Annotated in this window: 10 protein-coding genes; 4 read left to right on the forward strand and 6 right to left on the reverse strand. The window is 71.6% G+C overall.

Annotation, left to right across the window (positions count from 1 at the left end; all coding sequences use genetic code 11):
* Window positions 1-2: 2 nt before the first annotated feature.
* From ABZZ04_RS08675 to ABZZ04_RS08685, 3 genes are all read right to left on the reverse strand, one after another.
* A complete protein-coding gene (locus tag ABZZ04_RS08675) occupies window positions 3-2,096 on the reverse strand; it encodes a LamG domain-containing protein (RefSeq protein WP_356931526.1) in 2,094 nt (697 codons plus the stop codon).
* A gap of 219 nt (window positions 2,097-2,315) precedes the next feature.
* The gene (locus ABZZ04_RS08680) at window positions 2,316-3,002 is read right to left on the reverse strand and encodes a DUF4232 domain-containing protein (protein WP_356931451.1); all 687 of its coding nucleotides are present in this window, start codon (window positions 3,000-3,002) and stop codon (window positions 2,316-2,318) included.
* A gap of 144 nt (window positions 3,003-3,146) precedes the next feature.
* Window positions 3,147-4,163: a winged helix-turn-helix domain-containing protein gene (locus tag ABZZ04_RS08685; protein WP_356931452.1), complete on the reverse strand. Its 1,017-nt coding sequence runs from the start codon at window positions 4,161-4,163 to the stop codon at window positions 3,147-3,149.
* Window positions 4,164-4,251: 88 nt separating this feature from the next.
* Here ABZZ04_RS08685 and ABZZ04_RS08690 point away from each other — a divergent pair, with 88 nt between their 5' ends.
* The gene (locus ABZZ04_RS08690; protein ID WP_356931453.1) at window positions 4,252-5,472 is read left to right on the forward strand and encodes an MFS transporter; all 1,221 of its coding nucleotides are present in this window, start codon (window positions 4,252-4,254) and stop codon (window positions 5,470-5,472) included.
* 198 nt (window positions 5,473-5,670) lie between these two features.
* Here the strand turns inward: ABZZ04_RS08690 and ABZZ04_RS08695 are convergent, their stop codons facing one another.
* The gene (locus ABZZ04_RS08695; protein WP_356931454.1) at window positions 5,671-6,321 is read right to left on the reverse strand and encodes a DsbA family protein; all 651 of its coding nucleotides are present in this window, start codon (window positions 6,319-6,321) and stop codon (window positions 5,671-5,673) included.
* A gap of 132 nt (window positions 6,322-6,453) precedes the next feature.
* On the opposite strand from ABZZ04_RS08695, the gene pepN reads away from it, so the two are divergent.
* The 3 genes from pepN to ABZZ04_RS08710 all read left to right on the forward strand — a co-directional run bounded on the left by pepN (window position 6,454) and on the right by ABZZ04_RS08710 (window position 14,295).
* Window positions 6,454-9,069, forward strand: a complete 2,616-nt coding sequence (gene pepN, locus ABZZ04_RS08700; RefSeq protein WP_356931455.1) for an aminopeptidase N — start codon at window positions 6,454-6,456, stop codon at window positions 9,067-9,069.
* 692 nt (window positions 9,070-9,761) lie between these two features.
* Window positions 9,762-13,073: a S8 family serine peptidase gene (locus ABZZ04_RS08705; protein ID WP_356931456.1), complete on the forward strand. Its 3,312-nt coding sequence runs from the start codon at window positions 9,762-9,764 to the stop codon at window positions 13,071-13,073.
* A gap of 193 nt (window positions 13,074-13,266) precedes the next feature.
* Window positions 13,267-14,295 (forward strand): aspartate-semialdehyde dehydrogenase, encoded by a 1,029-nt coding sequence (locus ABZZ04_RS08710; RefSeq protein ID WP_356931457.1) that lies wholly within the window; start codon window positions 13,267-13,269, stop codon window positions 14,293-14,295.
* Between the two features lie 70 nt (window positions 14,296-14,365).
* Here the strand turns inward: ABZZ04_RS08710 and ABZZ04_RS08715 are convergent, their stop codons facing one another.
* Together ABZZ04_RS08715 and ABZZ04_RS08720 are read right to left on the reverse strand one after the other, a co-directional pair.
* A complete protein-coding gene (locus tag ABZZ04_RS08715; RefSeq protein ID WP_356931458.1) occupies window positions 14,366-14,713 on the reverse strand; it encodes a type II toxin-antitoxin system PemK/MazF family toxin in 348 nt (115 codons plus the stop codon).
* Window positions 14,700-14,930: a ribbon-helix-helix domain-containing protein gene (locus ABZZ04_RS08720; protein WP_356931459.1), complete on the reverse strand. Its 231-nt coding sequence runs from the start codon at window positions 14,928-14,930 to the stop codon at window positions 14,700-14,702. The genes ABZZ04_RS08715 and ABZZ04_RS08720 overlap by 14 nt, the downstream gene beginning before the upstream one ends.
* Window positions 14,931-15,017: the final 87 nt, after the last annotated feature.

Here is a 15,017-nt window from a genome sequence, read left to right on the forward strand (position 1 = left end):
GATCAGCACGGGCAGTAGTCCACGCCCGTGCCCAGGAACGGCACGTCCCTCTCCCGCAGCGCGCCGGAGTACGCCTGCACCTCGTCCACGTCCCCATGGAAGTACTCGCCCCATCCGCCACCGGCCCTGGCCCGGCCGATCTGGAGGGCGCCGGTGCTGCGCAGCCCGTGCGGGAGGCTCGCGGTCTCCTTGACGGAGCCGTCGAGGAAGAGCGTGACCGTGTCGGTCCCGTCGTCGTAGACCACGGCGAGACGACGCTCCTGACCACCCGCCGAGCTCTTGATCTGGGCCACCACCTTCTCGGGGGCCCCGGCCTCGTCCTTCTCCGGCATCACCAGCTGCCAGCTGTACGTGGACGGGTCGTAGCGCACCTTGAGCACGTCGGTGTGCTCACCGGCCTGCGAGAGCACGGTCATCGGGCGGGCCGGGGCGGAGTCCGTCAGCCGCACCACGACACCGAGGGAGAAACTCTCCGCGGTGTCCACGACGGGCCCGTCGGTGGCGGCGTATCCGGTCTCGCCGTCCAGACCGAGATGCCCGTTGCCGACCAGTGCCGGCGGCACGTAGGGGCAGTCGGGGTCCAGCTCCGGGATGCAGGAACTGTCGGAGCCCTGGTAGATCGAGGCTCCCGCGCCGAGCCGCAGCGGGGCGCCGCCCGACTGCTCGGGGCTCGTGCCGTCCGTCGCGTTCTCCAACGCCCAGCGGCCGAGCAGCTTCGACTTGCGCCGTGCCAGTTCGGTCACCTCGCCCGGCACCACGACCCGGTCGTGGACCCGTACGTCGCCGATGTCGCCGTGCCACCGGTCGCGGTAGCCGGCGGCCCCGCGGGCGCGGCCGATCTGGAAAGCGCCGGCCGCCTCGGCGGGGGTCGCCGCCACTTCGGTGCCGACCTCGTGGCCGTTGACGTACAGCCGGGCGCGGCCCGTCTCCGCGTCGTACAGCCCCAGCAGATGGGCCCACTCGCCGGTCTCGGGTGCGCCGCCGGACACCGTCGCGTCCCCGATCGCGAACGACCAGGCGGGGCCGGTCTCCCCGTTGCGCAGGCCGAGGGCGAAGCCGGGCCCCCCGTCCGCGTCCTGACTGGCGACGGTCATGTTCCGACCGGTCTCGGCGGGCCGCGCCCAGCCGCTGACGGCGAAGGACTTGCGGATGTCGGTGGCCGGGGCGTCGGTGGTGAGGAAGCCGTGGCCACTGCCGTCGAGGCCGACCGTGGCGGTGGCCCCCGTGCCCGAGGGCGCCGGGCCGCCGAAGGTCACACCGGTGCCGGCCCGGGCTGCGGTGCCCGTCTCGGCGGCGGCGGAGCGGGAGCCCGCCGGGTCGTCCAGCTTCCAGCGGGCGACGGGGGCGCGCCCGGACTGCACGTTGAACTCGTACCGCGACTCCGCACTCAATCGGCCCGACCGGTCGACCGCGCGGACCGCCAGCCACTCGGGCCCCGAAGTGAGCGGCAAGTACGGAACGGTCGCGGGCCCACCGGGCTCCCCGGCGGAGACCGTCCCGTAAGGGACGCCCGGGAATTCGTACCTGTACGCCACCACGTCGTCGGAGGGCGAGTCCATGGTGAAGTGACCGTAGACGCCGACCCCGTCCGTCCAGGAGCCGTCATCGGGGTATTCGGGGGAGCTGATCGTCGGCTTCTCGGGGCTCACGTCGTCGTACACGAACGAGCAGGCCGAGCCGTCGCCCTCGTCGCTCCATGAGGAAGTCGCCTCGTCGTCGTCGGCACGGACGTGCCAGGAGACGACCGTGTTCGCCGGGATGTCGTCCGGCACCGTCCAGTACCGGGGAGTCCCCGACAACGACATGAGGGTGGTGTGGGTACGACGCTGCTCCACCCCCGCCCCGTCCGTCCACCACGCCTCGAACTCGCCCTTGACCAGGTTGGCCTCGACGGGCTGGTTGTCCTCCTCCGGGTCGTACAGCACGGCGCTGAGCCTGGGCGGCCGCGAGACGTACGTCGGGTCGTCCCCGGTCGCGCAGGGACTGTTCTCCGTCCGGAGATCCTGAATCAGCGGCTGCTTCGGCGGCAGGTTGTCCAACGCCTGCGCCGGGCCGGCGGCCGTGGCCAGCAGTGCCACCGCGCAGCCGGCCACCACCGTCCGTCTGCGTCTGCCCGTTCTCCCTGATCCGGTCAATTGGCCCTCCCCTGTGAACGTTTCGAGGCCCGTGGAACGCACGGGCCGCCCGAAGCTAACAGAGGTCACCGACAACGCCGGAGGGATTTTTCCCCCGCCCCCGGCCGTGCGGAAACGGCGGGACGGGCCCGGCAGCGGTCTGCCGGGCCCGTCGGGTGTTCGACGAGGGTGTGGGGCTGTTCAGTCGAACGGAACCGCGTCCGTCGGGGAGGTGTGCCAGTTGGTGACGACCGGGGCGTCGACGACGATGGTGCCGACCTTCAGGGACACCGGGTTCGGGTCGCTGTCGCCGACGGCGACGATGATGCTGTCCAGCTCCTTGCCGCCGTCCTCCCCGGTGGTCTTCGGGTTCACCCCGGCGTAGGCGGTGGTGCTCCCGCTCAGCGTGATCTGCTCGCCGACGGCCTGCTCCGCGGGGCCCGCCTCGGTTCCGTCGGAACCGAACGCCACGGTCGGCAGCGCGGCCGGCAGGACGCAGGTGATGCCCGGCTTCGCCTTCGCGGTGATCAGGACGTAACCACCGGCCTGGGTCTCGGACCTGGTGCTCCAGGAGATGTCGTTGGCGCCGCAGACCTGCCCGACCGGCTGCCGCTCGCCGTTGCCGGTGTCGGCGCCGGAGCCGTCCCCGCCCCCGGTTCCCTTGCCCGCCGTGCCGGAACCCTTGTCGGCGCCCTTGCCCGAACCCTTCTCCGTGCCCTGGTCGTCGCTCCCGGCCGACGGGCCGGACGGGGTGGCCGAGGCCGACGAGGAACCCCGCGCGGCGTCGGTGTCCGTGGTCGCCTCCGAGTCCTGGCACGCCGTCATCAGCATGGCGCCGCCCACGAGGACGGCGGAGACGAGAAAGGCCTTGCGGCGGTTGCCGGACATGGAGATCCCCTTGGTGAGTCAATGGTTGCGACCGGAACGGCATCGGCTTCCCGGTGCCCGCCCGATCACTATGAGGAGGCGTCGTGCCGAGGGGATCCCGGCGTCTTCGTTCCAGGACCCCGCCGTCACGGACCGGTTACACGGTCACGCGATGAAGGGCCCCGGTCCGCGGGAGCCCCCTCGGCCGTCCCGTCGGGCGGCCCCCACCAGTACGTCGCCCGCGGCCGTACGGAAGTACAGGACCGAGCGGCCGGTGCGGCGGCGGTCCGCCAGCCCCGCATCCAGGAGGACCTTGAGGTGGCGGCCGACCGAGCCCAGGCCCTGGCCGGTCAGGGCGACGAGCTGGGTGGTGCTCTTCGGGTCGGCGAGCAGGACGAGGACGGTCGCCCGCGCGGGGCCGAGGAGGCGCGACAGGCTGTCCGGGACCCGGGCCCGGCCCACGTCGGCCAGGGCGCCGGAACACGGGTAGACGATCGCGTACCGCCGCGCGTCGTCGTCCCAGGAGACCCAGCCCGAACGCCGGGTGACCGGGACGAACAGCAGCCGCACACCGGTCAGTTGCTTCGTCGGGTAGTCGTACGCGTTGATCCGGAGCCGCCCGTCGCCCAGCCACCGCATCCCCGGGCGCAGACCGCTCAGGGCGGCGGCCCAGCCGCCCCGGCCCAGTTCCCCGGTCCGCGCGACGACGTCCGCCTCGATGATCCGGCGGCTGCGCGGCCAGTCGGGCAGCACGGCGCGGTGCCAGACCCACTCCAGGACGTCGGCGAAGCGCTGCGCCAGGTCGTCGCGGTCCAGGAGGGGCGGGAGGGGGCCGCCGCCGAGCGAGACCACGAGGTCGGCCCGGGCGCGTTCGGGCGTGGTCGCCCGGACCGGGGCCAGCTCCTCCTCGAAGGACGGGGCGCCCTCGCCCGTCGGTGTGGGCGTGGCGAAGTCCGCGTTCCAGCTGCCGCCGAGCGCCGCCGCGACCAGCAGCGCGGTCACCGGGTCGGCGGCCCGGCGGGCGCGGTGGGCGGGCAGGTGGGCGTCGAGCCAGGCGCGTTCGCCGGGGTGGTCGGGGCGGCCCCGCTCCAGGGCCTTCAGGGCGGCGACGGTCTCGGCGAGCGGCGACACGACGAACCGGCTCCCGGCCAGCGTGTCCGCGCCGATCCGCCACAGGCCCATGCCGTCACGCCTCCGCGTCCCGCCGTCACGTTTCGCCTCCGTGCGAAACAGTAACGGTCACGGCGCGTCCCCTCCGAGACTCCCCCGCATGCGCACCTACCGGGAACTCTTCCGCACGCCGCAGTTCAAACCGCTCTTCGCGGCGGGCGCCACCCACGTCGCCGGATCCACGACGAGCGGGCTGGCGCTCGGCTCCCTCGTCTACGCCGCCACCGAATCGCCGCTGCTCGCCGCCCTGTCCATGTTCGGCTCCTCGCTCGCCCAGGTCGTCGGGGCGACCGTGCTGATGTCGGCGGCGGACCGGCTGCCGCCGCGGGCCGCGATGACCGGCATGGCGCTCGCCTTCGCGGCGGCCACCGCCCTCCTCGCCGTCCCCGGGCTGCCGCTGCCGGCCGTCTTCGCAATCATCGTGGTGGAGGGCTTGATCGCCGCGGTGGGCGGGGGCGTGCGGTACGGGCTGCTCAACGAGGTGCTGCCCAAGGACGGCTATCTGCTGGGGCGTTCGGTGCTGAACATGTGCGCCGGCCTGATGCAGATCGGCGGGTACGCGCTCGGCGGGCTCCTGGTGGCGACGCTGTCCGCGCGCGGCACGCTGCTGGTCGCCGCCGTCCTGTATCTGGCCGGGGCGGCCGTCGCCCGGTTCGGGCTGGCCCGTCGGCCGCCGCGCACCGCCGGGCGGCCCTCGGTGGCCGAGACCTGGCGGACCAACGCCGTGCTGTGGTCCTCGGGTCCGCGCCGCCGGACCTATCTCGCGCTCTGGGTGCCGAACGGACTGGTCGTCGGCTGCGAGTCGCTGTTCGTACCGTACGACCCCGGGCACGCGGGGCTCCTCTTCGCCTTCGCCGCGCTGGGGATGCTCGTCGGGGACGTCGTGACGGGCCGGTTCGTCACGCACTCCCGGCGGGGGCGGCTGGCCGCGCCGCTGCAACTGTTCCTGGCCGCTCCGTACCTGCTCTTCGCCGCGGGCCCGGCGCTCCCCCTGGCGTTCGCCCTGGTGCTGCTCGCCTCGGTCGGCTTCTCGGCGAGTCTGCTGTACCAGGAGCGGCTGATGGCCCTGACACCGGACGGGATCACCGGGCAGGCGCTGGGGCTGCACTCCTCCGGCATGATCGCCATGCAGGGCGTCGCCGCCACGCTCGCGGGCTCCCTCGCCCAGTGGACGTCGCCGGGGACGGCGATGACCGTGATGGCGGCCGCCTCCCTCGCGGTCACCCTGGCACTGGAGGCGGCGGAGCACCGGGCCGCCGCGCCCACCGGGAAGGCGGCCGGGAAGGCGGCCGCCGACCGGTCGGCGGCCGGTCCCTCGTGAGGTCGTGACTCCGGCAGCGTCAGCACCCGTACGGGGACGCCTGCACCGGCCCGGCCGGCTCCCCGGCCCCGTCGCCGCGCGCCGGTCGCGTACGTCCGGGTCCGTCCGTCGCCCCCCGCCCGGCCTCTTCCCCGTACCGCCGCCCCGCCCCGTTCCTTTGCCGGGGCGGGGCGGCGGTACGGTCCGGCCGAAGACGGGTCAGTCGAAGATCGGGCCCTGCGTCCGGGTCCGCTTGATCTCGTAGAAGCCGGGGATGGACGCCACCAGCAGCGTGCCGTCCCACAGCTTCGCCGCCTCCTCGCCCTTCGGGGCGGGGGTGACGACCGGGCCGAAGAAGGCGATCTGCTCGCCGTCCGCGCCCGGCACGGCGATGACCGGCGTGCCGACGTCCTGGCCGACCTTGTCGATGCCCTCCTTGTGGGAGGCGCGCAGTTCGGCGTCGTACACGTCCGAGTCCGCGAAGTCCGCCAGCTCGGCGGGCAGGCCGACGTCCTGGAGCGCGCCCAGGACCGCCTCGCGGGTGGGGCCCTCGCCCCGGTTGTGGAAGCGGGTGCCGAGCGCGGTGTAGAGGGGGCCGACGACCTCGTCGCCGTGCTTCTGCTGGGCGGCGATGACGACCCGGACCGGGCCCCACGCCTTGGACAGCAGCTCGCGGTACTCCTCCGGCAGCTCGTCGAGCCGGTCCTCGTTGAGCACGGCGAGGCTCATCACGTGCCAGCGGACCTCGACGTCACGGACCTTCTCCACCTCCAGCATCCAGCGGGAGGTCATCCAGGCCCACGGGCAGAGCGGGTCGAACCAGAAGTCGGCGGGGGTCTTTCCGGTCGTCGCCGTGCTGTTGTCAGACATGTCTCTCCTCGTAAGAGCGTGCGCACCTGTGCGCGAGAACACCTTCGGGCGCACCGGTCATTCCCGCCTGCCGGGCCGAGTGGCGGCATGGGAGGATCAAAGTATTCGAACGTGACACAAAGGAGTGCGCCCGTGCCCGGTGAGAACCTGTCCCGCGACGAGGCCCGCGAGCGGGCCGAGCTGCTGAGCGTCGACGGCTACGAGATCGATCTCGATCTGCGCTCCGCCCTCGGGGGACCCGACGGGGACGAGGAGGCCGCCTCCGCCGGTCCGCGGACCTTCCGCTCGGTGACGACCATCCGGTTCCGCAACGCGCGGGGCGGTGCGTCGACCTTCGCGGACCTGGTGGCGCCGAGTGTGAACGCGGTGACGCTGAACGGCGCCCCGCTCGACCCCGCCACCGTCTTCGACGGCACGCGGGTGGCGCTGGAGGACCTGCCGGAGGGCGAGAACGTCCTGGTGGTCGACGCGCAGTGCGCGTACAGCCGGACCGGCGAGGGCATGCACCGCTTCGTCGACCCGGAGGACGGCGAGGTCTACCTCTACACGCAGTACGAGCCGGCCGACGCGCGGCGCGTCTTCGCGAACTTCGAGCAGCCCGACCTGAAGGCTCCTTTCCGCTTCACCGTGGCGGCCCCCGAGGGCTGGACGGTCTGGAGCAACGGGGCCGAGGAGTCGCGGGAGGGCGAGGTCCGGCGGTTCGCCGAGACGAAGCCGATCTCCACGTACATCACGGCGGTCGTCGCCGGTCCGTACCACTACGTGACGGACTCCTACAGCCGCACGTTCGACGACGGCACGACGCTGGAGATCCCGCTCGGCGCGATGTGCCGCAAGGGGCTCGCCCGGCACTTCGACGCGGACGACGTCTTCCTGATCACCAAGCAGGGCCTGGACTTCTTCCACGACAACTTCGACTACCCGTACCCGTTCGGGAAGTACGACCAGGCGTTCGTGCCCGAGTACAACCTCGGCGCGATGGAGAACCCCGGCTGCGTCACGTTCCGCGAGGAGTACATCTTCCGCGGCAAGGTGACGCAGGCGGCGTACGAGAGCCGGGCCAACGTCATCCTGCACGAGATGGCGCACATGTGGTTCGGCGACCTCGTCACCATGCAGTGGTGGGACGACCTGTGGCTGAAGGAGTCGTTCGCCGACTTCATGGGCGCGTTCTCCATGGTGGAGTCGACCCGCTTCGAGAACGGCTGGATCACCTTCGCCAACAACCGCAAGTCCTGGGCGTACCGCGCCGACCAGCTGCCGTCCACCCACCCGATCACGGCCGACATCCGTGACCTGGAGGACGCCAAGCTCAACTTCGACGGCATCACGTACGCCAAGGGCGCCTCGGTGCTGAAGCAGCTGGTGGCGTACGTGGGCCGGGACGCGTTCCTGGAGGGCGCCCGGCGCTACTTCAAGAAGCACGCCTACGGCAACACCCAGCTGGGCGACCTGCTGTCCGTGCTGGCCGAGACGTCCGGACGCGACATGACCGCCTGGTCGCGGTCGTGGCTGCAGACCGCGGGCGTCAACTCGCTGACCCCGGTGGCGACGTACGACGCGGCGGGCCGGATCACGGAACTGGCGGTCCTCCAGGAGGCGGCCGAGTCCCACCCGGAGCTGCGGCCGCACCGGGTCGCGGTCGGGCTGTACCGCCGTGACGCCGACGGGAACCTGGTGCGGTACGCGCGCGCCGAGGCGGACGTGGCGGGGCCGCGCACGGTGGTCGAGGAGCTGGCGGGGGCGGAGCGGCCCGAGCTGATCCTGGTCAACGACGACGACCTCACGTACTGCAAGGTCCGTTTCGACGAGGTGTCGCTGGCCACGCTGCGGGAGCACCTGGGCGACATCACGGACCCGCTCGCGCGGGCGCTGTGCTGGTCGGCGCTGTGGAACATGACCCGGGACGGGCTGATGCCGGCCCGCGACTTCGCCGCGCTGGTGCTGGCCTTCGCCGGGCGGGAGTCCGACATCGGCGTGCTCCAGATGCTGCACGCCTGGACCCGGACCGTGCTCACGCAGTACGCGGCGCCCGGGTGGCGCGAGGAGGGCGGCCGGGCGCTGGCCGAGGGCGCGCTGCGGGAGCTGCGGGTCGCCGAGCCGGGCAGCGAGCACCAGTTGGCGTGGGCGCGGTTCTTCGCGTCGGTCGCCGACTCGGAGGCGGACTTCCAGCTGCTGTCGGGGCTGCTCGACGGCTCGGCCCGGATCGACGGGCTCGACGTCGACCAGGAGCTGCGGTGGGCGTTCCTGTCCCCGCTGGCCTCGCACGGGGTGGCGGACGAGTCGGTGATCGACGCCGAACTGGCCCGTGACGACACGGCGTCCGGCAAGCGGCACCAGGTGCGGTGCCTGGCCTCGCGGCCCTCCGCCGCGGTCAAGGCGCAGGCGTGGGCGGGCGTCGTGGAGTCGGACGCGCTGTCCAACGCGCTGGTGGAGGCGACGATCTCGGGCTTCGCCCAGTCCTCGCAGCGGGAGCTGCTGGCGCCGTACACGGAGAAGTACTTCGACGCGATCGAGCGGGTCTGGGCCGAGCGGTCGATCCAGATCGGCGTGGTCGTGGTCAAGGGCCTGTTCCCGGCGTTCCAGGACGACCCGGCCACGCTGGCGGCGACGGACGCCTGGCTGACCGCGCACGCGGACGCGGCGCCGGCCCTGCGCAGGCTGGTGCTGGAGTCCCGGGACGACCTGGCGCGGGCGCTGCGGGCGCAGGAGTGCGACGCGGAGGCCGCGGCCGGTACCGGCGTCTGACGGACGGGTGACGGGGCCGGGCCGGGACATCCGGTCCGGCCCCGCTCTCGTTCCCGCTCCCGCTCCCGCTCCCGCTCCCGCTCCCGCTCCCGGAACGCCCCGGTCCCGCTCTCGTTCCCGGTTCCGGCCCCGTTCCCGCTCCCTGCCCGTTCCGTCACACCTGGTTGCCGGGAGGTTTCCCGGCCCGTCCGGGTGCCGGGGAGGTTCTCCGGCCCGTCCTGCCGTGGCGCGGGCCGTGACCGCGCTCCTCGCCGAGAACCGAGTCATGGCCGAAAGTCGACTTTACGACTTGGCGATCGGGCGCGGTCCGCCGCAGCCTCCGTGGAACGTGCGCCTCCGCCTGCCCGGCGGTCCGCCCCCTCGGGCCACGGACGCCCACCGGCCCGAGTAGGCGGTCGCCATGGAACTCGTCACCGGGGTCCCGGAACACGGCGGGCCGGACGACGACGACCGGCGCCGGACGGAACGTGAGGCCCGGGGTGGCCGGGAGCGGAACCGTACATGGCGGAAACACGACCCACGGGCGCCACTTATTCACCGCTTCATCCCCGATGGCACATCGGCACCAGTGGCGGGATTCTGCCATGTCCACATCTCACCACCCTCAACTCTCCACAAACCCCTGTCATTTACGAAAGGGTGAGCGGTCATCCGGTACCGAATTCCGGACTCTCTCTTTGCCTATTGCAGGGATGCTGATGACCACCGAGTCCCCCAGTTACATACCCGGGGCGAGACGTGCGGCCCGAGTGGCGGCCGCAGCCGGCCTGGTGGCCGCGCTGGCCGCCACCGGCGTCACCCCCGTCTTCGCCGCCGATGCACCCGACCCCGCCCCCGTCAAGGCCGCCGCCGAGGGCGCCACCGCCGACAAGCTCGGCGCGGCGGACGCCGACGTTCTGGCCAAGGCCAAGGCCAAGGGGCAGAAGAACGTCACGATGATGGTCGCCACCACTCCCGGTGCGACCGAGCAGGTCACCAAGCAGCTGGACGCCGTCAAGGGGTCCGTGCTGGGACGTGCGTACGACAAGCTCGGCTACGTGCGGGCCACCGTGCCCACCGCGTCCGCCGACGCGACCATCCGGGCGGCGGCCAAGCTGTCGTCCGTCCACGGCATCGATCTCAAGCAGGAGATCAAGCTGGACGACCCGACGCCCGCCGCCGACCGCGCGGCCGGCGTCAAGTCCCGGGTCAAGGCGTCCGGTTCCTACCCGGCGCCCGGCAAGCAGACCCCGGCGAAGAACCCGTACAACCCGTCCTTCGAGACGGGCGCGGTCGACTTCGTCGAGCAGCACCCGAAGGCCGACGGCCGCGGGATCACCATCGGCGTCATCGACTCGGGCGTCGACCTCGGCCACCCGGCGCTGCAGAAGACCACCACGGGCGAGCGCAAGATCGTCGACTGGGTGACCGCCACCGACCCGGTGAGCGACGGCGACGGCACCTGGCTGCGGATGACGGACGCGGTGTCCGGCCCGACGTTCACCTACAAGGGCCTCACGTACAAGGCCCCCGAGGGGGACTACCGGATCAAGCTGTTCGCCGAGGCCGCCACCAAGGGCGGCGACATGGCGGGCGACCTGAACCGCGACGGCGACACCACCGACGTCTGGGCCGTGCTCTACGACCCGGTCACCGGCACCACCCGCGTCGACCTGAACAGCAACGCGGACTTCTCCGACGACACCGTCCTCAAGCCGTACAAGGAGAAGCACCAGGTCTCCTACTTCGGCAAGGACGACCCGCGGACCGAGGTCGCCGAGCGCATCCCGTTCGTCGTCGAGACGCGCCAGGACGTCGTGTACAACGCCGCCGGCGACACCTCCGACTTCGTCAACATCGGTGTCATCGAGGGCGAGCACGGCACCCACGTCGCGGGCATCACCGCCGCGAACGGCCTGTTCGGCGGCGAGATGAACGGCGCCGCGCCCGGCGCGAAGATCGTCTCCTCGCGTGCCTGCACCTGGTCCGGCGGCTGCACCAACATCGCGCTCACCGAGGGCATGATCGACCTCGTCGTGAACCGCGGCGTCGACGTCGTCAACATGTCGATCGGTGGCCTGCCGCCGCTCAACGACGGCAACAACGCCCGCTCGGAGCTGTACAAGCGGCTCATCGACATCTACGGCGTCCAGCTGGTCATCTCGGCCGGCAACGACGGTCCGGGCGTCAACACCATCGGTGACCCCGGTCTCGCCGACCACGTCATCTCCGTCGGTGCGTCGATCTCCAAGGAGACGTGGGCCGCCAACTACGGCTCGAACGTCACCAAGAAGTACGACATGCTGCCCTTCTCCTCGCGCGGTCCGCGTGAGGACGGCGGCTTCGCGCCGATCCTGACGGCCCCCGGCGCGTCCATCAACACCACCCAGACCTGGCTGCCCGGCGGCCCGGTCAAGGAGTCGGGCTACTCGCTCCCCGCGGGCTACTCCATGCTGCAGGGCACCTCGATGTCCTCGCCGCAGGCCGCGGGCGCGACCGCGCTGCTGCTGTCCGCCGCGAAGCAGCAGGGCATCGAGCTGCCGCCGGCCGACCTGCGGACCGCGCTGACCAGCACCGCCACCCACATCAAGGGTGTGCCCGCGCACGCCCAGGGCGCCGGTCTGATCGACATCGTCGGCGCCTGGAAGCAGATCGTGAAGCAGGGCTCCCCGGCGCACGAGTACACGGTGAAGGCCCCGGTCGACACCGCGATCGACTTCGCGCTGAAGACCCCCGGCTTCGGCACCGGTCTGTACGACCGAGAGGGCGGCCTGAAGACCGGCCAGAAGAAGACGTACGACGTCACGATCACCCGCACCACGGGCCCGGACAAGAACGTCAAGCACAAGCTGTCGTGGAAGAACAACGACGGCACCTTCAAGCTCCTCGGCTCGAAGTCCGTCTCCCTGCCGCTCGACAAGCCCGTGACCGTCAAGGTCCAGGCGAAGCCGGGCAGCGCGGGCGTGCACAGCGCGATCCTGAAGGTGGACGACGCCAGGACCGTCGGTGTGGACCAGCAGATCCTCACCACGGTGGTCGTCTCCAAGGATCTCGTGAAGCCCGCCTACACGTTCAAGGCGTCCGACTCGGTGCAGCGCAACAGCAGCGACTCGTACTTCGTGACCGTGCCCGAGGGCGCCAAGACCCTCGAGGTCTCGCTGGGCGCGCTGCGCTCGGGCAGCCAGACCCGCTTCATCTCCATCCACCCGTACGGCGTGGCGGTCGAGGACAGCTCGACGATCTACTGCTACCCGAACTACGAGAACCCGACCAACACCTGCCGTCCGGACGTGCGCTCCTACAAGGACCCGCAGCCGGGCGTCTGGGAGATCGAGGTCGAGGCACGGCGCACGTCGCCGCTGCTGGACAACCCGTACAAGCTGGACGTCTCGCTGCTCGGTGCGACCTTCGACCCCGCGGTGCAGACCATCGCCGAGGCGAAGGTCGGCACGCCGGCCCCGGTGAGCTGGAAGGTCACCAACGAGGCGGGCGACCTGGAGGGCCGTCTGAAGGGCGGTTCGCTGGGCTCGGCCAAGGTCGACAAGCCGTCGATCAAGACGGGTGACTCCCAGGAGTACACGGTCACCATCGGTGAGGGCGTCGAGAAGCTGGACGTCGCCATCGGCGGCACCTCGGACGCCAACGCCGACCTGGACCTGTACGTCTACCGGGGCGACGAGGAGGTCGGTACCTCCACCACGGCCGGCTCCGAGGAGGCGGTCAGCCTGGTGAAGCCCGCCGCGGGCACGTACACCGTCGTGATCGACGGCTACAGCGTCCCGGCCGGCACCACCACGTACGACTACCGCGACGTGTACTACTCGGCGTCGCTCGGCACGATCGAGGTCGACGAGTCGAAGGCCGTGAACCTGGCCAACGGCGCCTCGGCGCAGATCGACGCCGAGGTCTCGGTCGGCGGGGCCGCCCCCGAGGGCCGGCAGTTCTTCGGCGAGGTCAGCCTGGTGAACGGCCGCGGCACCGCCGCGGGCACCGGCAGCGTCGTGATCGAGAAGGTCACGCAGTAACGGTCACCGTGTGATCCGTGCGACACGCACGGCAGTGGGGCGGGCGCTCATCCGGGCTCCCGCCCCACTGCCGTGTCCGCCCGGCAGGACGGCCGCTGTCCGAACCCCGGACAATGGATTGGACCGGGAGGCCGTGGACATACGCTTCATGAATGCGGCAACCCTGCCAGTTCGTACGTTCGAAGGAGTCCCCGTGAAGGTCGGAATCGTCGGCGCCACCGGTCAGGTCGGCACAGTCATGCGCAGGATCCTGGCCGAGCGCGAGTTCCCGGCCGACGAACTGCGGCTCTTCGCCTCCGCGCGCTCCGCGGGTTCCACGATCGAGTGGCGGGGCCGGGAGATCACCGTCGAGGACGCCTCCACGGCCGACTACACCGGGCTGGACATCGTGCTGTTCTCGGCCGGTGGCGCGACCTCGAAGGCGCTCGCCGAGAAGGTCGCCTCGCAGGGCGCCGTGGTGATCGACAACTCCTCCGCCTGGCGCCGTGACCCCGAGGTCCCGCTGGTGGTCTCCGAGGTCAACCCGCACGCCGTCGCGAACCGCCCCAAGGGCATCATCGCCAACCCGAACTGCACCACGATGGCCGCCATGCCCGTGCTGCGCCCGCTGCACGACGAGGCCGGCCTCCAGGCACTGGTCGTCGCCACCTACCAGGCCGTGTCCGGCTCCGGCCTGGCCGGCGTCGCCGAGCTGCACGGCCAGGTGACCGAGGTCGCCGCCGAGGCCGACGCGCTCACCCACGACGGCGAGGCCGTGAAGTTCCCCGAGCCGGGCGTCTACAAGCGTCCGATCGCCTTCAACGTGCTGCCGCTGGCCGGCTCGATCGTCGACGACGGCTCCTTCGAGACCGACGAGGAGCAGAAGCTCCGCAACGAGTCCCGCAAGATCCTGGAGATCCCGGAGCTGAAGGTGTCCGGCACCTGCGTCCGGGTGCCGGTCTTCTCCGGCCACTCCCTCCAGATCAACGCCCGCTTCGCCCGCCCGATCGGGGTGGAGCGCGCCCACGAGCTGCTGAAGGACGCCCCCGGCGTCGAGCTCTCCGAGATCCCCACCCCGCTCCAGGCGGCCGGCAAGGACGCCTCGTTCGTCGGCCGCGTCCGGGTCGACGAGACCGTCGAGAACGGCCTCGCGCTCTTCGTCTCCAACGACAACCTGCGCAAGGGCGCCGCGCTGAACGCGGTGCAGATCGCGGAGCTGGTCGCGGCGGAGCTGAAGGGCTGACGCCGAACGCGCGGAAGGGCGGTCACCGGGTGCGGTGGCCGCCCCTTCGCATGCGTGCGTCCGGGTGTGCTCAGAGGGCGAGGTGGCGCCGCAGGGCGGCGTCGATCTCGGCCATGCGCTGCCGGGGGACGGTGCCGACGCGTCGGAGGAACCGCTCGTGGGCCATCGCGCGCACCTGCTCGCACTGCACCTTCGAGTCCTTCGGCAGGCCGCACTCCTCTGCGGGGAGCAGTACCTGGAAAGGGTAGATCCGGGAGGTGTTCGACGTCAGCGGCACCACGGTGATCACACCGCGCTCCGTTCTGGAGACGACGGCGTTGGCCCCGTCGTTCGAGACGACCACCGACGGGCGGGCTTTGTTCGCCTCGCTGCCCCGGACCGGCTCGTACTCGACCAGGTAGATGTCACCGCGCCTCATCGTTGAGCCCGTCCCCCGAGAACTGGTCCCAGAACGCGGCGTCCTCGCTCGCGTCCCATTCCGCGAACGCCGCCTCGTAGTCGGCCTCCAGATTCGAGGCGCGCAGCAGCTCGATCGCGGCGTGTATCACCGCGGACCGGGAGTCGGCGTCGGTCTTCGTGGCGTACTCGTCGACGAATGCGACGTCCTCCTGCGGCAGGCTCACACTGATCTTCATACCACTGATGCTACCGAAGTAGCCAATGGATGGCCACCGCACCGAAGTGCGCGACGTGGAAGGATGACCGAAAACGTCACATACCAA

The sequence above is a fragment of the Streptomyces sp. NPDC006435 genome, from assembly GCF_040612315.1.
Lineage (GTDB): Bacteria > Actinomycetota > Actinomycetes > Streptomycetales > Streptomycetaceae > Streptomyces.

Bases quoted from the DNA above. Each gene is read 5' to 3' on its own strand.
- ABZZ04_RS08720 (WP_356931459.1), bottom strand. From the start codon at position 14,930: ATGAAGATCAGTGTGAGCCTGCCGCAGGAGGACGTCGCATTCGTCGAC.
- ABZZ04_RS08690 (WP_356931453.1), top strand. From the start codon at position 4,252: ATGCGCACCTACCGGGAACTCTTCCGCACGCCGCAGTTCAAACCGCTC.
- ABZZ04_RS08680 (WP_356931451.1), bottom strand. From the start codon at position 3,002: ATGTCCGGCAACCGCCGCAAGGCCTTTCTCGTCTCCGCCGTCCTCGTG.
- ABZZ04_RS08685 (WP_356931452.1), bottom strand. From the start codon at position 4,163: ATGGGCCTGTGGCGGATCGGCGCGGACACGCTGGCCGGGAGCCGGTTC.
- ABZZ04_RS08695 (WP_356931454.1), bottom strand. From the start codon at position 6,321: ATGTCTGACAACAGCACGGCGACGACCGGAAAGACCCCCGCCGACTTC.
- ABZZ04_RS08705 (WP_356931456.1), top strand. From the start codon at position 9,762: ATGCTGATGACCACCGAGTCCCCCAGTTACATACCCGGGGCGAGACGT.
- ABZZ04_RS08715 (WP_356931458.1), bottom strand. From the start codon at position 14,713: ATGAGGCGCGGTGACATCTACCTGGTCGAGTACGAGCCGGTCCGGGGC.